Source organism: Microbacterium sp. NPDC056044 (assembly GCF_042267145.1).
Classification (GTDB): domain Bacteria; phylum Actinomycetota; class Actinomycetes; order Actinomycetales; family Microbacteriaceae; genus Microbacterium.
This window is the reverse complement of the sequence record NZ_JBHJWZ010000002.1, coordinates 668819-685727: the sequence shown is the minus strand read 5'-3', so window position 1 is coordinate 685727 and position 16909 is coordinate 668819. Positions and strand designations below refer to the sequence as shown.

Annotated in this window: 18 protein-coding genes; 12 read left to right on the top strand and 6 right to left on the bottom strand. The window is 70.5% G+C overall.

The genetic code is table 11. From position 1 onward, the window contains the following. Nucleotides 1–36: 36 nt before the first annotated feature. The 8 genes from ACFC1I_RS08190 (at nt 37) to ACFC1I_RS08155 (ending at nt 6307) form a co-directional block, all read left to right on the top strand. A complete protein-coding gene (locus ACFC1I_RS08190) occupies nt 37–1563 on the top strand; it encodes an ABC transporter substrate-binding protein (RefSeq protein WP_376007795.1) in 1527 nt (508 codons plus the stop codon). A gap of 51 nt (nt 1564–1614) precedes the next feature. Further along, on the top strand, nt 1615–2346 hold the full coding sequence (locus ACFC1I_RS08185; RefSeq protein WP_376007793.1) for a cysteine hydrolase family protein: 732 nt from the start codon (nt 1615–1617) through the stop codon (nt 2344–2346). 29 nt (nt 2347–2375) lie between these two features. Beyond that, nucleotides 2376–3095, top strand: a complete 720-nt coding sequence (locus ACFC1I_RS08180; RefSeq protein ID WP_376007791.1) for a cysteine hydrolase family protein — start codon at nt 2376–2378, stop codon at nt 3093–3095. Nucleotides 3096–3153: 58 nt separating this feature from the next. Continuing rightward, a complete protein-coding gene (locus ACFC1I_RS08175) occupies nt 3154–4626 on the top strand; it encodes an MFS transporter (protein ID WP_376007789.1) in 1473 nt (490 codons plus the stop codon). Nucleotides 4627–4643: 17 nt separating this feature from the next. Next, entirely contained in the window at nt 4644–5162 is a 519-nt protein-coding gene (locus tag ACFC1I_RS08170) for an ankyrin repeat domain-containing protein (protein WP_376007787.1), read from the top strand. 214 nt (nt 5163–5376) lie between these two features. Next, the gene (locus ACFC1I_RS08165; RefSeq protein ID WP_376007786.1) at nt 5377–5589 is read left to right on the top strand and encodes a hypothetical protein; all 213 of its coding nucleotides are present in this window, start codon (nt 5377–5379) and stop codon (nt 5587–5589) included. Next, a complete protein-coding gene (locus tag ACFC1I_RS08160) occupies nt 5586–5960 on the top strand; it encodes a hypothetical protein (protein WP_376007784.1) in 375 nt (124 codons plus the stop codon). Before ACFC1I_RS08165 ends, ACFC1I_RS08160 begins: the two co-directional genes overlap by 4 nt. A gap of 161 nt (nt 5961–6121) precedes the next feature. Beyond that, nucleotides 6122–6307, top strand: a complete 186-nt coding sequence (locus ACFC1I_RS08155; RefSeq protein ID WP_376007782.1) for a hypothetical protein — start codon at nt 6122–6124, stop codon at nt 6305–6307. A 54-nt stretch (nt 6308–6361) separates the two neighbouring features. Here the strand turns inward: ACFC1I_RS08155 and ACFC1I_RS08150 are convergent, their stop codons facing one another. Further along, nucleotides 6362–6931: a dihydrofolate reductase family protein gene (locus ACFC1I_RS08150; RefSeq protein ID WP_376007780.1), complete on the bottom strand. Its 570-nt coding sequence runs from the start codon at nt 6929–6931 to the stop codon at nt 6362–6364. Next, nucleotides 6928–7512, bottom strand: coding sequence for a dihydrofolate reductase family protein (locus ACFC1I_RS08145; protein ID WP_376007778.1), 585 nt, complete (start codon nt 7510–7512; stop codon nt 6928–6930). The genes ACFC1I_RS08150 and ACFC1I_RS08145 overlap by 4 nt, the downstream gene beginning before the upstream one ends. Before the next feature lie 127 nt (nt 7513–7639). On the opposite strand from ACFC1I_RS08145, the gene ACFC1I_RS08140 reads away from it, so the two are divergent. Next, nucleotides 7640–9007 (top strand): glucose-6-phosphate dehydrogenase, encoded by a 1368-nt coding sequence (locus tag ACFC1I_RS08140; protein WP_376007776.1) that lies wholly within the window; start codon nt 7640–7642, stop codon nt 9005–9007. Between the two features lie 40 nt (nt 9008–9047). On the opposite strand, the gene ACFC1I_RS08135 is transcribed toward ACFC1I_RS08140, so the two are convergent. After that, entirely contained in the window at nt 9048–9461 is a 414-nt protein-coding gene (locus ACFC1I_RS08135) for a VOC family protein (protein WP_376007774.1), read from the bottom strand. Between the two features lie 136 nt (nt 9462–9597). Between ACFC1I_RS08135 and ACFC1I_RS08130 the strand changes: the two genes are divergently transcribed. The 3 genes from ACFC1I_RS08130 to xdhC are packed head-to-tail and all read left to right on the top strand — an operon-like array spanning nt 9598 to nt 14658. Continuing rightward, nucleotides 9598–11265: a xanthine dehydrogenase small subunit gene (locus ACFC1I_RS08130; RefSeq protein ID WP_376007772.1), complete on the top strand. Its 1668-nt coding sequence runs from the start codon at nt 9598–9600 to the stop codon at nt 11263–11265. Next, entirely contained in the window at nt 11262–13820 is a 2559-nt protein-coding gene (xdhB, locus tag ACFC1I_RS08125) for a xanthine dehydrogenase molybdopterin binding subunit (protein ID WP_376007771.1), read from the top strand. The genes ACFC1I_RS08130 and xdhB overlap by 4 nt, the downstream gene beginning before the upstream one ends. 4 nt (nt 13821–13824) lie before the next feature. Then, complete coding sequence (gene xdhC, locus ACFC1I_RS08120) at nt 13825–14658, top strand: xanthine dehydrogenase accessory protein XdhC (protein WP_376007769.1); 834 nt, start codon at nt 13825–13827, stop codon at nt 14656–14658. A gap of 271 nt (nt 14659–14929) precedes the next feature. Here the strand turns inward: xdhC and ACFC1I_RS08115 are convergent, their stop codons facing one another. From ACFC1I_RS08115 to ACFC1I_RS08105, 3 genes are all read right to left on the bottom strand, one after another. Then, nucleotides 14930–15421, bottom strand: a complete 492-nt coding sequence (locus tag ACFC1I_RS08115; RefSeq protein ID WP_376007767.1) for a nucleoside deaminase — start codon at nt 15419–15421, stop codon at nt 14930–14932. 48 nt (nt 15422–15469) lie between these two features. Further along, nucleotides 15470–15937, bottom strand: coding sequence for a ribonuclease E activity regulator RraA (gene rraA, locus ACFC1I_RS08110; protein WP_376007765.1), 468 nt, complete (start codon nt 15935–15937; stop codon nt 15470–15472). A gap of 144 nt (nt 15938–16081) precedes the next feature. Then, the gene (locus ACFC1I_RS08105; RefSeq protein ID WP_376007763.1) at nt 16082–16906 is read right to left on the bottom strand and encodes a LuxR C-terminal-related transcriptional regulator; all 825 of its coding nucleotides are present in this window, start codon (nt 16904–16906) and stop codon (nt 16082–16084) included. Between the last annotated feature and the right edge of the window lie 3 nt (nt 16907–16909).

Here is a 16909-nt window from a genome sequence, read left to right as displayed (position 1 = left end):
CCCTGCATCACACGCCTCTACCCGAGAAGGATTCACATGTCCCGCAAACGCACCCGCTGGGCGCTCGGCGCCCTGTCTTCGATCGCAGCCGTCGCGCTGCTCACCGCCTGTGCCGGCACCCCCGCTCCCGGCAGCAGCGCCGAGTCGGCGAAATCGGTCACCGTGGCCATCACGCAGGACCCGGAGAACCTCAATCCGGTCGTCGGCGGATCCTTCGGAGCGCTGAGCCTCGAGTTCAACCTCTTCGACCAGCTCGCCGAGATCAACACCGACGGGAGCGTCGGCCCTCGCGCCGCGTCCGAGTGGACGTCCAACGAGGACTTCACGGTCTGGGACTTCACCCTCCGCGATGACGTCACCTTCCATGACGGCTCCACGATGACCGCTGACGACGTGGTGTTCTCCTTCGAGGAGGTGCTCGCCGAACCCGACAGCACCCGCCAGCTGTGGCTCACCGACATGACCTCCGTCGAGGCCGTCGACGACACCCACGTACGGTTCACGCTTTCGACGCCCTTCTCGGAGTGGCCGCGCCAGACCACGCTCATCTCGATCGTTCCTCAGGCGGCCTACGAGGAGCTCGGCGCCGACGGCTTCAATCAGCAGCCCGTCGGGTCCGGACCATTCCAGTTCGTGAGCTGGCAGCGCGGACAATCCGTGGTGGTTGAGAAGTTCGACGACTACTTCGGTGGGGCGCCGGCCCTCGACACCGTTGAGTTCGTGCCCGTCCCCGCCGACGACGCCCGGGTCACCGGCGTGCAGTCGGGGACTGTCGACATCGCCTCCATCCCGACGGCGCAGATTCCCGCTGTCGAGGCCACGGGCAGTGCCGAGGTGCGCGAGATCCCCAGCCACCAGGTCGTCTACCTCGGCTTCAATACTGAGAGCGGGCCGCTCGCCGACGCCGCGCTGCGGACCGCAATCCTGCAGGCCATCGACCGCGACGCGATCGTCGACACGATCCTCGACGGTCGCGCCGAGTCGAACAGCCAGCTCGTCGCTCCGACCGTCGTCGGATTCTCTGACACGCTCGAGCCTGTCGAGTACGACCCCGCCGCAGCGGAGGCGGCGCTCGAGGCGGCCGGATACGCCGGTCAGGAGATCCCGTTCCAGTACGCGCTGGACGGCGTGATCCCGCTCGGCGCAGAGCTCGCGCAGGCGATTGCCGGGCAGCTCAGTGAGGTCGGCGTAAACGTCAAGCTCGAGGGGACCGATAACGCCAGCTACGACATCGTCAACCGCGAACACGGTCTGACTGGTCTGTTCCTGGGGCAGTTCTCCCCGTCGATCCTCGACGCGGGCCTTCCGCTGAGGTTCCTCTTCTCGGCTGAGGCCACCAACTACTTCGACGACGCCGAGATCGAGCAGCTCGTGGTCGACCAGAAGGCGGTGGCGGATGCTGCGCGCCTGGCCGTCATCTCGCAGATCTGGGAGATCAACCAGGCGAACGGCTACGTAGCGCCGCTGTACACGCCGACCGCCGCGTACGGCGTGAACCCTGCGGTGGTGTGGGAGCCCCGCCCCGACGGCCTCTTCATCATGAAGGACGCCGACATCCAGTGACCGCCCGGGGGGCGGCGGACGACCGCCGCCCCCGCACCGAAAGGACAGATCATGGCCCGCAAGACCTTCCAGGGATGGCTCGACGGCGAGTATTCGTCGCCCGTCGGGGTCCCGGCATCCGATGTCGCGCTCATCGTCGTCGACATGCAGAACGCGTTCCTCCGCGAGGAGTACTCCCTCGGCATCGCAGAGACCCAGGAGCCGTTCGCCGCGGCGATCCCCGGCACGGCGAACCTGATCGCCGCCGCGCGATCGGCCGGAGTGCCGGTCATCTATACCCGGTACGCCTACCTGCCCGGCAACGAGGACCAGCTCAGCCCCACCGGCCGCCTCGAAGGAACGCCCCTCTCGCCCCGGCTCGTCGAGGGGACCGTTGACATCGAGATCGTCGACGAGCTCGCCCCCGAGCCTGGAGACATCGTCCTCGACAAGTCGCGGCCGAGCGCCTTCTACGGAACACGGCTCGAGCCGTTCCTCACAGCCAAGGGGATCCGCAGCGTCGTCATCTGCGGCGTGACCACCAACATCTGCGTCGAGACGACCGCCCGTGACGCGAGCCAGAAGGGCTACAAGACCTACATCGTCGAGGACGCCGTTGGCGAGGCGGAACTCAGCCGTCACTGGCACGCGCTGTACACGATCGAGTTCCTGTTCGGCACGGTGTGCACAGTCGCAGACGTACAGCGCTCTTGGGGAGCCCCCGTCACGGGCGTCCCCGGCTACCCCCTCAAACGCGGCGAGAACGTCACGAACCTCGCCTGGCTCGAAACGGCCGCCTCGTGAGCGGCGCACCCATGGAGAGGAAGCGGCACTTGAAGACCTTCGACAGCTGGATGAACGGCACCGACGGCGAACCCGTCGAGGTGGCAGCGAAGGATGTCGCGCTGATCGTCATCGACATGCAGCGCGGTTTCATCGAAGAGGAGTACTCGCTCGGGATCGCCCCCACCCAGGAGCCGTTCGCGATGGCGGTTCCCGGGTGCGTGGCACTGGTCGAGTCCGCGCGCGACGCCGGTGTGCCCGTGATCTTCACGCGCGCCACGAACCTCTACGACCACGCGGATGCTCTGCCCCGGCGGGGGCGCGCCATCGCCAAGCCGGAGACGGCGCCTCGTATGGGCGAGCTCAGCAAGGACGTCGAGATCATCGACGAACTGACTCCACTGCCGAGCGAGTATGTCGTCGACAAGTCGCGGCCGGGAGCCATCTACGGAACACGCCTTGAGCCGCTTCTGGTCGGACTCGGCATCCGCAGCGTCGTGATCTGCGGCGTGACGACGAACATCTGCGTCGAGACGACCGCGCGGGAAGCCCATGCACGCGGCTACGACACGTACGTGATCGCCGATGCGACGGGCGAGGCCGAGCCGAGCCGCTACTGGCACGCGCTCTACTCGATCGAGTTCCTCTTCGGAACCGTCGCGATGGTGGAGGACGCGCAGCGTTCGTGGGGCACCGAGGTGACCGGTGTTCCCGGCTTCCCCCTCCAGCGGCCCGGGGTCGGCTCGGCGGCATTGACGGCCGTCGTCTGAGGTGGCGATCCTCAGAACCCGGGGGCCGGGCCGTCGAGAGGCGACCCGGCCCCCGGCCATGACCGCGGCGCGCGGTGACCGCCGGCGGCTGCGGGTGCAGATCGGCGTTCTCATGCTCGTGCAGTTCGTGGGCATGATGAGCGGCACGATCATCGCCACCGCGCTCCCCGGCATCACCCGCGAGATCGACGGGACCACCGTCCACTACACCTGGATGTTCGTCACCACGGCGCTGGCATCCACTGTGACGACGCCGTTGTGGGGCCGGCTCGGTGACGTGTTCGACGCGAAGACCGTGCTGCAGTGGTCACTCGGCTTCTACACGGCCGGTGCCCTGCTGTGCGGCCTCGCGCCCACCGCAGATCTTCTGATCGCGGCGCGCGTCATCCAGGGCATCGGGATCGGCGGCCACATCGCGCTGACCCAGACGCTCGCGGCCCGGCTCGTCGTGCCTCGCGCCCGCGCACAGGTGAACGGGGTGATGGGGCTGTCGCAGATCGTCGCCACGATCAGCGGGCCAGTCGTCGGGGCGGTGCTGGTGGGGATCCCCGGCATCGGCTGGCGGCTGTGCTTCCTCCTCGGCGTGCCGGTCGCGCTGGTGGCCGCCATCATCGTCCAGATCGTCATGCCCAAGGCGCTCGCCGTCGTCAAAGGCTCCGTCGACTACATCGGCGCCGCGCTCCTCGTCGTCGGCCTCACGGGCGTGCTGGGGTGGATCTCGTTCGTGGGAAAGCAGCTCGCGCCGCTGTCATTCGCGTCAATCGCGCTGATCGTCTCCTCTGTGGGCGTGCTGGCGATCGCCGCCGTGTGGGAGTGGCGAGCGAAGGAGCCGATCATCCCGCTTCGAGCGCTCGCCGGCCGGGCGTCCGCGCTGGCGGCCGTCGCAAGCTGCGCCGTCGGCGTTTCGATGTTCGGCGGGACCATCTTCGTGACCCAGTACCTGCAGCTCGGGCGCGGCGCGTCCGCGCTCACTGCAGGCGTGCTGCTCATGCCTATGGCCGTCGCAACCTTCATCGCCGCTGTGCTCGTCGGCCGCATGAGCACCCGGAGCGGCCGACTGCGGCGCTACCTCGTCGTCGGCACCGGCCTACTGGTCATCGGCAACGCCGGACTCATCCCGCTCACGACCACCACCCCCCTGTGGTGGGTCGTCGCCGCGACCTGCGCGGTCGGGGCGGGGCTCGGCATGACGGTGACCAACCTCATTCTCGTCGCGCAGAACGCCACCCGGCTTCGTGACGTCGGCGCTGTCAGCGGCGCGATCATCTTCTGCCGAACGTTCGGATCGACTGCCGGACTCGCCGTGTTCGGGGCGATCGTCGCCGCGTACGTGCCGAGCCAGGCAGCGGTGAGCGCGGCAGCCGCGCCCGGCCTCTACGCGCAGGCAGCATCGATGGTGTTCCTCGTCGCGACCACCGTCTCGGTCGTCGCCGCAGCCGCCGTCGCATTTCTGCCGGGGATCGGGTTGCGGTCCACACCGGATCTCGAAACCTATCGACCGATCGGCGATCTCGCCGCCGCAGAAGGATGAAGGGAAGGATTGCTGCCATGGACGACGACAAGGCACACGCGCTCGGCATGGAGGCTCTCACGTTGCTGCGATCCGGCGACCGCGCTCGCGCACTGGATCTCATCGCCCAAGGTGCCGACGTCAACGCGCGGGATCGCCGGCTGGACTCCGTGCTCCTTTTCGCGGGCGCCAACGGCATGGACGACGTCGTCATCGCGGCGCTCGAGGCAGGAGGCGATCTCACCGTCACGAACCGATTCGGCGGGATCGCGCTCATCCCCGCCAGCGAGCGCGGCCACGTGTCGACGGTGCGCCTTCTCATCGACGCCGGCTCGAACCTCGATCACGTCAACAACCTCGGCTGGACAGCCCTCCACGAAGCGATCGTCCTGGGTGACGGCGGCGCGCGGCACCTGGAGATCGTCCGCATGCTGTTGGACGCGGGGGCGAATCCGCGTCTTCCCGACGGCGACGGCGTTCCACCCCGCGAACTCGCGAGGCGTGAAGGGTACGAAGAGATCGTGGGCGCATTGGACCTTGGTCTCGAACAGCCCTGACGCTCGGGCTCGCCCGTCCCTTGGTGGGGCGACCGATCATGCTGGCGCGCCGGCACTGCGCTGCAGTAGCGTTCGAGCACCTGACCAGGGAGGCAACGGTGTCCGACGTCATCTCGCTCGCCAACCCGCTCGAGCCTGTCGCCGGGGCCGCGGCGTTCGCCCAGGTAACGCCATCCGCGGCAATGTGGGCGGCGTGATCGCGATGAGGACGCGCATGGACCTTGTGGTGCTCGGGGACTCGTTGCGTCACGTCGAGAATCGCCTGAAGTTCAACCCGCGCAAGCTGCCGCATTTCCCGGTCGTCGGCCACTGGGCCCACAAGGATGCGTGGCTGCCGCACTCGCACTACGTCACGATCGACAACTGGATCGGCGACGATCTGTCCGACATCGTGCGTACCCGCTACGCCCTCATCGGCCAAGGGTGATCCCACCCACCGATCCCGCGACGACCTGGCTGCTCTGGCTCGTCGCGCTCGCCACGATCATCGCTGCTCTACCGAGCATCGTCTGGTACGCCTGGCCGGCAGCCAAACGGGCCGGTGCCGATCGAGAGCGTTGGGGCATGGCCATGTACCTGATCACTCGCTCGTTCGCCCTGGCGGCCGTGGCCCTGGCCGGCGCCGTCCTCGCGGAGCCGGGGCTCGTCCTCGGCGTCGCTATCGCCACCATCGTTGTCCAGGCGCTGGACATCGCCGTAGCGGTAGGCCGTCGCAAGCTGCGCGATGCCTTTGGCGCGGGGCTGCTCGCCATGCTCGTCCTCGCAGCGGTTCTGGCCTTCGCGATGCTCACCGGGTAGCCGCCTTGGCCCACTCATCCACCTCGACCAAGGCGTGGCCAAAGCGTGGCCAAAGCGTGAGCTGTGCCTGCCTCTACAACGCTGGCACAGGCAGGTCAACCCGCTGATGGTGCGTCGCGTGACCGGACAGAGTCATCCACGAACCAGCAGAGGAGGAGACGATGTCCACCAGAGAGCCGATCGACCCCGATACCGGCCAGCCCGTCGAGCCATCCACCGACGAAGAGGCACCTGAGCACTTCGACGAACCCGGTGAGGTCGATGCAGAACCTGACCGCGCCGACACCGACCTCATCATGGGTGAGGTGTTGATCGAAGATGACCCCGCGTCGTCGACGGATCGCTGAGCCGCGCCCGCGCAGCCTGACGCCTCCGACCGCGTCCTCTGGGCATGCCTGAGATCAAGGCTGGCTGCGCACCGGCCGGTACCGCTGAGCGACCGCCCCGGACCCGAACTCCCGGCGATCCACCAGCTCGAGCTGCAGGCGTTCGCGCAAGCCGGCGAGCAGCGTCGGCCCATGACCGGCGAGCACCGGCTGCACGACGAACACGTACTCGTCGATCAGCCCCATGTCTGCGAGAGCCAGCGGGAGCGTCACGCCGCCCACCGTCAGTCCCTCGCCGGACTGCTGCTTGAGCTGCTCGACGGCGTGCCTCAGGTCACCGCGCACCAGCTCGGCGTTCCAGTCCACGTCGGTGAGCGTGCTGGACACGACGTACTTCTTCGTGCGATCGATGGCGCGCGCGAAAGGGATCTCCCACTCGCGCATCCAGTCGGGCCACTCCCCCGACGCCGGCTCGCGCCACGCCGACTCCATCATCTGGTACGTCACCCGGCCGAAGAGCTGCGCGTCGGCCCGCTCCATCTCGGCCGTCCAGTAGCGCATCGACTCCTCGTCGGGCGCGACCCCGGCTTCGTGATGCACGCAGCCGTCGAGGGTGACGTTGATCGCGTATCGAAGTGGTCTCATCCCACTGCCCTTCCTCGCTCGCGCTGCCCTGGCGGCAGCACGTCATACCTGATGTGCGTGATCCGCTTCGACTCCAGCACGCGCGTCGGCTCGAGCGCGATCGGCAAGTGCGGGAGCTGGTCGAAGAGCTTGACGCCGGCGCCGAGGAGCACCGCGGTGATCGCGAGCTCGAAGACGTCGACGGCGTCGATCGCGATCAGCTGCCGCGCAACGTCGGCGCTGCCCATGATGTAGACGTCACGGTCGCCGGCCGCGTCGACAGCCCTGTGCAGCGCTTCCTCCGCTGAGCCGACGAAGGTGAACAGCGCGCCGTTCCTCACCACCGGATCGCGCCGCTCATGCGTGGGGACGAACACCGGCATCGGGAAGATCGACTCGTCGCCCCAGGCGACGTCGCCCGCTCGCAGCGTGCGGGCGCCGAAGATCACCGCACCGGCATCGAAGAACTCCGCAGTCACGCGCGGGTGCATCGCCATCGTCGGATCGCCGAACGCCCAGCCATGGAGCACGGTGAGGTCGTCGTCTGGACCGGTGGCGAAGCCGTCGACCGACATCGACGCGTACAGGATCACTTTCGCCACGACGTCAATGTATACGGCGTCAACATTGCTGTCCAGACCTAGGAGCCGAGGGCGGGCAGACCATGGCACAGCAGGTCGGCAACCGCCAGTCCTCCCCCGCCCGGGTCACGGCGCGTAGCGTGAGGCCATGGCGGACCAGACCACGTTGATCATCCTGGGCGCCTCGGGCGACCTCACTTCGCGCCTGCTGCTGCCGGCCCTCGCGCAGCTGCTCGCCCGCGAGCCCGAGCGCAAGGTGCGGCTGCAAGGCGCCGGCATCGACGACTGGGACGACGACCGCTGGCGGCAGACCGTGCGCTCCTCCTTCGAAGAGGCCGGCTTCGCCAAGGCCTTCGATGCGGTGGCCGACACCACCTACACTCACGCCGACATCACCGACGCGACGGACCTCGAGCGCCTGCTCGCCGACCACGACGGGCGCATCGCCCTCTACTTCGCGGTCCCGCCGGCGGTCGCGAAGGCCGCGTGCGAGGCGCTCGCCGATGTCGCCATCCCCGAGGGCACGGTACTCGCCCTCGAGAAGCCGTTCGGCGTCGACCAGGCCAGCGCGAACGAGCTGAACACGACGCTCGCCAAGCTGGTGCCCGAGGCGCAGGTGTTCCGCATCGACCACTTCCTCGGCCGCTCGACGACGCTGAACCTGCTCGGCGTGCGCTTCGCGAACCGCGTGTTCGCGCCGGTGTGGCGCGCGCAAGACATCGCGTCCGTCGTCATCCGCTACGACGAGACGCTCGGCCTCGAAGGCCGCGCCGGCTACTACGACAAGGCCGGTGCGCTCGTCGACATGATCCAGAGCCACCTGCTTCAGGTGATGGCGGTGCTCGCCATGGAGCCGCCGGCGACCCTGCACGAGAGGGACTTCCGGGATGCTACGGCCGCCGTGCTGCGGGCGACCCACGTGTGGGGAGACGACCCCGCGAAGGCGTCGCGGCGCGCGCGGTACACGGCGGGCAAGGTGGGCGACCGCGCCCTGCCGTCGTACGTCGACGAGCCCGGTGTCGATCCGAAGCGAGCGACCGAGACGCTCGCCCAGGTGACGTACGAGGTGCGCAACGAGCGGTGGGAAGGCGTGCCGTTCACCCTGCGCTCGGGCAAGGCGCTCGCCGGCAAGGACGGCGAGGTCGTGGTGACCTTCCGTCCGGTGAACCACGTGCCCGAAGGACTCACGGGCTCGGCGCCCGGATCGGTGCTGCGCTTCTCGCTCGGGCCCGACCGCATGGACCTCGAACTCAACGTCAACGGCGGCGACGACCCGTTCGAACTCGAGCGGGCGCTGCTCGAGGCCGACCTCGGCGAGGGCGCGCTCAAGGCCTACGGCGAGGTGCTCTCGGGCATCCTCGATGCCGACGCGACGCTCGCGGTGCGCGGCGACGCCGCCGAGGAGTCCTGGCGCATCGTCGACCCGGTGCTCGCGGCCTGGCGCGCGGGCGAGGTGCCCCTCGAGGAGTACCCGGCGGGCTCGCTCGGGCCGAAGCGCTGGCCGGCGCTGCCGTGACCCTCGGCACGGCCGCGGGTCGCAGCATCCGTCTCCGTCGTTACATCTCGCCCATCATCTGCGGCATCATCTCGCCGACCGCGATGACGTTGCCGGCGGGGTCTTTGAACCAGGCGATGTCGGGGCCGCCCTCGAAGCCGCGGGAGATGCCCTTCTCGTCGGTGCCGTAGTCGGGGTCGGTGTAGATCTTCGTGACGACGCCGCGTTTGTTGAGGTCGTCGACGGCGGCGTCGACGTCTTTGACGCTGAAGTTGAGGATCGTGAACACGGCCGGCTCGTGATCCTCCTTCGGGTAGACGAAGACCGCGCCGCCGCCGGGGAGGGCGATGGTGAAGCCTCCGCCCATCTCTTCGTAGACGGTGACGTCGAGCCCCAGGGTGTCGCGGTAGAAGGCCGCGGCTGCGCCGATGTCGGGTACGGCGAAGCTCGAGAACGGCCGATCGGGTGTGAACATGACAGCCTCCCAGTGTGTGTGCCCAGGCCCACGATCCTCTCGCCCGCGGGGCCTGTCCAGAGGGGTCGCGACGCACCTTCGCGGTCCCGCGGTCGCGGCGTAGACTCCGGGCATCCGCACGAACCGTGACAGCGCTGTGACAGTCAACGGGCGGGTCGTCCCGCTCGTCGACGCGGTCGCGCACGCCACCGCGCTGGACTGGCTGCGCGGCCTCGGACTGACCGGCGCGAAAGAGGGCTGCGCCGAGGGCGAGTGCGGCGCGTGCGCGGTGCTGCTCGCCACGGCCGGACCCGACGGCGGCACCGTCTGGACGCCCGTGAACGCCTGCCTGCTGCCGGTGCACGCGCTCGACGGGCAGGAGGTCGTGACGTCGGAGGGACTCGGTTCGCCCGACGACCTGCATCCGGTGCAGCGGCAGCTGGCCGCCGCCGGTGGGTCGCAGTGCGGGTACTGCACCCCGGGATTCGCGTGCGCGATGGCCGCGGAGTTCTATCGGGCGGACCGCGGGGCGGACGCGGACGGCGGGGCGCGGCGGGCGGAGGGCGCAGCGGCACGGGCGGACGGCGCGGCCGCGGCGGATGGTTCGGCGACGCGAGTGGACGGCGGGAAGCCACGGTCGAACGGCGGCCACGGCGCGTCTGCGGCGAGCGCCGACTCATCGGTCGACGCCGAGCACGGCCCCAACGGCTTCGACCTGCATGCGCTGAGCGGCAACCTGTGTCGCTGCACGGGCTACCGGCCCATCCGCGACGCGGCTTTCGGGCTCGGGATGCCTCGGCCCGATGACCCCTTGCGCGAGCGGTTGAGCGAGCCGGCGCCGCCGGCGATCTTCACCGACGTCCGCGCGAGCGACGGGCGCTTCGCGCGACCCACGAGCCTGAACGACGCGCTGCAGCTCCTGCGCGACGAACCCGATGCGCTCGCGGTCGCCGGCAGCACGGACTGGGGCGTCGACGTGAACCTCCGCGCCGCGCGGGCGCCGCTCATCGTCGCGATCGACCGCCTGACCGAGCTGCGCCGCATCGATGTGGCCGACGACCTCCTCGAGATCGGCGCCGCCGTGCCGCTCTCCGACATCGAGCGCCGCGTCGGCTCGCGCGTGCCGCTCCTCGCGCAGCTGCTCCCCCAGTTCGCGTCGCGCCTGATCCGCAACCGCGCCACCCTCGGCGGCAACCTCGGCACCGCTTCTCCCATCGGCGACGCGGCCCCTGCGCTGCTCGCGCTCGGGGCGAGCGTCGTACTCGTCTCGGCAGACGGCGGCGAGCGCGAGGTCGACCTCGCCGACTTCTTCACCGGGTACCGCACCTCGGTCCGGCGCCGCGACGAGCTCATCCGCACGATCCGCATCCCCGCCGTGCCGGCCGACCCGACCGACCCGGCCGACCCGGCCGACCCGGCCGCGAGCCGACCCGAACGGTCGCCCCACGACGCACCACACGACCACACGCGTTGGCTCGACGCCGGACACACCACCCTGACCGCGTTCCACAAGGTCGCGAAGCGGCGGTTCGACGACATCTCGTCCGTCGCCGTCGCGGTCGCGCTACACCTCGACGCCGACGGCGTCGTCACGACTGCCCGCATCGGCCTCGGCGGCGTCGCGGCCACGCCCCTGCGCGCGTACGCCACGGAGGCCGCGCTCGAGGGACGCCCGTGGAATGCCGCGACGGTGGCGGCAGCATCCATCGTCCTGCAGCAGGAGGGGACGCCGCTCGACGACCATCGCGCGAGCGCCGCGTACCGCGCACGCATGCTCGGCACGGCACTGCCGTCGCTCTTCGCGCGCGACGAGGTGCGGGCATGAGCTCCCTCGCGGATCGCCCCGAGAACCCGGTCGTCGGCCGCCCCGCGGTGCACGAGAGCGCGGCGCTGCACGTCACCGGCGCCGCCGTCTACACCGACGACATCGCCGCCCGCGCCCATGGCGTGCTCACCGCGTGGCCGGTGCAGGCGACGGTCGCGCACGCGCGCGTGACGGTCGACGTCGCCCCCGCCTACGACGTGCCGGGGGTCGTGCGCGTGCTGACCGCCGAAGACGTGCCGGGCGTCAACGACGCCGGGGTCAAGCACGACGAGCCCCTCTTCCCCAGCGAGGCGATGTTCTTCGGGCATGCGCTGGTGTGGGTGCTGGGAGAGACGACGGATGCTGCGCGCCGAGGCGCCGCCGCGGTCACGGTGTCGTACGAGCCGCTGCCGTCGCTGGTCACTGTGGAGGAGGCGATCGAGGCCGGGTCGTTCCAGGGCGTACCCCGCACGATCGCGCGGGGGGACGCAGCATCCGCTCTCGAATCCTCGCCGTTCGTGTTCGAGGGTGTGACCGTCGTCGGCGGGCAGGAGCACTTCTCGCTCGAGACCCATGCCTCGTTCGCGGTGCGCGACCCCGACGGACGCTACTTCGTGGAGTGCTCGACGCAGCACCCGTCCGAGACGCAGGAGATCGTCGCGCACGTGCTCGGCGTGCCGTCGAGCGAGGTCACGGTCGAGTGCCTGCGCATGGGCGGCGGGTTCGGCGGAAAGGAGATGCAGCCGCACGGGTTCGCGGCGATCGCGGCGCTCGGCGCGAAGCTCACGGGCCGCCCGGTGCGGTTGCGGCTGAATCGCACACAGGACATCACGATGTCGGGCAAGCGGCATCCGTTCCACCTGGCGTGGCGTGCGGGCTTCGACGCCGACGGCTACCTGCAGGCGCTCGACGCGACCCTCACCGCCGACGGCGGCTGGAGCCTCGACCTGTCCGAGCCGGTGCTCGGCCGCGCGCTCTGCCACGTCGACAACGCCTATTGGATCCCGCATGTGCGGGTGCACGGCCGCGTCGCGCAGACGCACAAGCCGTCCAACACGGCGTTCCGGGGGTTCGGCGGGCCGCAGGGCGCGTTCCTGATCGAAGAGATCCTGGGGCGGGCCGCGCCGGTGCTCGGGATCGACGCGCTCGACCTGCGGGAGAAGAACTTCTACCGACCCGGCCAGTCGACGCATTACGGGCAGTTGGTGAAGGACGCCGGGCGGCTGCCGACGATCTGGAACCGGCTGCGCAGCTCGTCCGACCTCGACGCCCGCCTGCGTTCGATCGAGCAGTTCAACGAGGCGCACGCCGACCGCAAGCGCGGGCTCGCGATGACCCCGGTGAAGTTCGGCATCTCGTTCACCTTCACCTCGTTCAACCAGGCCGGCGCGCTCGTGCTCGTCTACAGGGACGGCTCGGTGCTCATCAACCATGGCGGCACCGAGATGGGCCAGGGCCTGCACACCAAGATGCTGCAGGTCGCCGCGACCGCCCTCGGCGTGCCCCTCGAGTCGGTGCGCGTCGCCCCGACCCGCACCGACAAGGTGCCCAACACGTCGGCCACCGCGGCCTCGTCGAGCGCCGACCTCAACGGCGGCGCGGTGAAACTCGCGTGCGAAGAGATCCGCGGGCGCCTCGCCGCCGTTGCCGGGCGCCTGCTCGGCGTCGACGCCCGCGACGTGCGATTCTCGGACGGGTGGGTCTCGGCGCTGGGCGGAGGGGAACGGATGCTGTTCGCCGACATCGTCGCCGCCGCCTACCTGCAACGCGTGCAGCTGTTCGCCGCCGGCTACTACCGCACAGAGGGCCTCCACTGGGACGCCGAACGCCAGCAGGGCTCGCCGTTCAAGTACTTCGCGTACGGCTGTGCCGCCGCCGAAGTAGAGGTGGACGGCTTCACGGGCGCCTACCGGTTGCGCCGGGTCGACATCGTGCACGACGTCGGCGACTCTCTCTCGCCGCTGCTCGACATCGGCCAGATCGAGGGCGGCTTCGTGCAGGGCACCGGCTGGCTCACCCTCGAGGAACTCCGCTGGGACACGAGCGACGGCCCCACCCGTGGACGTCTGCAGACCCCGTCGGCGAGCACGTACAAGCTGCCGAGCTTCTCCGAGATGCCCGAGGAGTTCCACGCCGCGCTCTTCGACGACGCCCGCGAAGACGGCGCCGTGTACGGCTCCAAGGCCGTCGGCGAGCCGCCTCTGCTGCTCGCGTTCAGCGTGCGCGAGGCGCTGCGGCAGGCGGTCGGCGCCTTCGGACCGGGCGGGCGTGCGGTCGAGCTCGCGTCACCCGCGACCCCGGAGGCGGTGTTCTGGGCGATCGACGCGGCGCGCGGTGCAGAGGGTGGGGGCGCAGCCGTATCTCCGGATGGGACGGATGCTGCGACCGCGGGTGCTTCCGGCGGCCAGGGCGCGACCGTGGGCGGCGGACACACCGAGGGTTCTGACGACGGACGCGAGTCGTCGACGGGCGATGCGGACGCCGGCGGGCGAGACGGGCGGGGAGGCGCAGCATCCGTCGCTCCTTCCGAAGCTGACGGCGAACGCGATGCCGTCCGCGTCACCACGGAGCGCTGACGCCATGGACTGGCTCGATGCGGTGCGCGGCCTGCGCGACACCCGCACGCCCGCGGTGATCGTGACGCTCGCGATGGTGCGCGGGCACGCGCCGCGCAACGGCGGCGCGAAGATGGTCGTCGCGCCGGGCGAGGTCTTCGAGACGATCGGCGGCGGCAACCTCGAGGCGACCGCCGTCGCTCACGCTCGGGCGATGCTCGCCTCGGGCACCGCCGAGCCGGAGCTGCTGACGCTCACCCTGAGCGACCGCGAGACCACCGAGTACGGCGTGCAGTGCTGCGGAGGAGAGGTCACGCTCATGCTCGAGCCGGTGCGGGTCGTGCCGTCGGTCGCGGTGTTCGGGATGGGGCATGTCGGGCTGGAGGTCGCGCGGATCCTCGCGCGCCAGCACCTCGACCTGCACCTCGTCGACTCGCGGGAGGCGATGCTCGCGCCGACGCGCCTGGGCGTGGGCGGGGAGCCGGGGCCGCTTGCTGATGCGGTCGCGCGGGTGCGCATGCACCACGCGCCGGTGCCCGAGGCGGTGCTGGCCGCGGTGCCGGCGGGTACGCACGTGCTCGTCATGACGCACGACCACGCCGAGGACCTGTCGATCATCGACCAGGCGCTGCGCACCGACGGCGTCGCGTCGATCGGGTTGATCGGGTCGCGGTCGAAGTGGGCGCGCTTCCGCGCGCGGCTGCAGGAGGCAGGCCACAACGAGTCCGCACTGGCGCGGGTGACGACGCCGATCGGCCTTCCCGAGATCCCCGGCAAGCAGCCCGCGACGATCGCCGTCAGCGTGTCGGCACAGCTGCTGCAGCTGATCGAGGAGACCGCCCCGGTCTCCCCAAGCTGAGCTGTTCTCCAGATCAGGAGATCTGGCCTACGCAGGACGTTTCGGCGCAGATCCTCCTGCCTTCGCCAGATCTCCTGATCTCAGCAACGCGACAGGAGGGGCGGATGCTGCCGCCCTGGGCCACCCCGTGAGCGCGGCACCGCAGCATCCATTCGCTGAACTCAGGAGATCTGGCGCACACAGGACGTTCCGGCGCAGATCCGCCTGCCGCCGCCAGATCTCCTGATCTCACCGACGGCCTGGCCGACGGCGGCTCGGGCAAGAGCCCGGATCAGTACTCGACGCGGGTCGAGGTCTGGCCCCACTCGGTGAACGGCGCGATCCGGTGGTCGGCGGCGAGCTCGATCGACTCGACGGGCATGATGTCGCGATGCTCGGGATGGCCGTCGAAGTAGCGGTAGAAGACGGCGTCGTCGAAGCCGGCGGCGGCGGCGTCCTCGCGGTCGGCGGCGAAGTAGACGCGCTCGACACGGGCCCAGAGCGCGGTGCCGAGGCACATCGGGCACGGCTCGCAGCTCGTGTAAAGCGTGGCGCCGGTGAGGTCGAAGGTGCCGAGCCCTTGGCACGCCCGTCGGATGGCGACGACCTCGGCGTGCGCCGACGGGTCGAGGTCGGCGGTGACGCGGTTCACGCCCTCGAAGACCTGTCCGTCGGCCGACACCACGACCGCGCCGAACGGACCGCCCGCGTTGCGGACGTTCTCGGTCGCGATCCCTATGGCCCGGGCGAGGTACTGGGCGGGCGTCCCGTCGGTGCTGGACATCAGCCCCACCCTACGAGCGCGCCGCGCCGCGCGCACCACCCCCGCGCGTCACCGCTCGACGAGCACTCCGTCGGCGTCAGCCCACACGTGCTTGCCCGGCGCGAACGCGACGCCCGCGATGGTCACGGGCACGTCGACCTCGCCGACGCCGGCCTTCGCACTCTTGCGCGGGTTCGAGCCGAGCGCCTTCACGCCGAGGTCGAGCTCGCCGATCGCAACCCGGTCGCGGATCGCGCCGTGCACGATGAGTCCCGCCCACCCGTTCTCGACCGCGGACGCCGCGATGAGATCGCCGACCAGCGCGGACTCGAGCGATCCGCCGCCGTCGATCACGAGCACGGCGCCCTCACCCGGGTTCGCGAGCAGCGCCTTCACGAGCGCGTTGTCGCGGTGGCACCGCACCGTGCGGATCGGCCCGTCGAACGCGACGCGTCCTCCGAAGTCGTGCAGCGGCAGCGCGAGCGAGTCGAGCTCGTCGCCGCGTTCGTCGTAGAGATCGGCCGTCGCGGTGGTCATGCTCCTCACGCTATGACGGATGCTGCGGCCCCAGGCATCCCTCATCCAGAGAAGTTCCGGCACCCTTCTGCCGCGCGCAAGATCTGCGGGCGACTCGTACCGGCCACGCTTTCGGGTAGGTCGCCCTCCCCCGAACCGGTGGGTTCAGGTGCGCGCCAGCGCCACCAGCTCGGTGCGTGACGTCGCGCCGGCCTTGCGCAGCAGGTTCGACACGTGGAACTTCACGGTGTTCTCGCTCACCCCGAGTGTCTGCGCGATGTCGCGGTTGCGGCGCCCCGCGACCACGAGGCGCAGCACGTCGCGCTCGCGTGGACTCGCGTCCACGGCATCCGGAAGATCGTCCGGCTCGGCGGGCGGATCGAGCGGGAGGCGGATGCCGATCTCGGAGCCCCAGCCGGGGGTCGAGGCGACCGAGAGGTGCCCGGCAAGGGCCGCGACCTGCTCGCCGACCGGGCGCAGCGCGTCGTCGTGCGGGGTGAGGTCGCCGCGGCCGTCGTCGCGGATCGCGATGAGCAGGTGCAGGCCGTCGCAGTCCCACTGGATGCGGACCCGGTTGGTCTCGCCGTGGTCGACGATCGCGAGCACCACGGTGCGCACGATCGCGCGGGCCGCGTGGGCGATATCACCGGGGAGGGCCCGGCCGTTCGTCGGCGGCTCCACGAACTGCACGTCGAGCTCGCTGTACCGGACGAGCGGGCGCAGGTCGCTGCGCAGGCGCTCGAAGGCTCCGACCACCGGTTCGAGGGCCGCGCTCTGCTCGTCGCTCTGCACGCGGAGGCCGACCAGCGCACCCGCCGCGACGTCGACGGCCATCGTGCGCGCCGCGCGGTCGTCGAGCCGCGGCGAGCGCAGCGTCGCCAGCAGCGACTCGAGCGTCAGGGCGTAGCGGTCACGCTGCTCGGCTAGCGCGCGCGCGTGGTCGGCCGCGGCGCGGCGCGAGGCCGCGATGCGTGTGATGTCGTCGGTCACGGT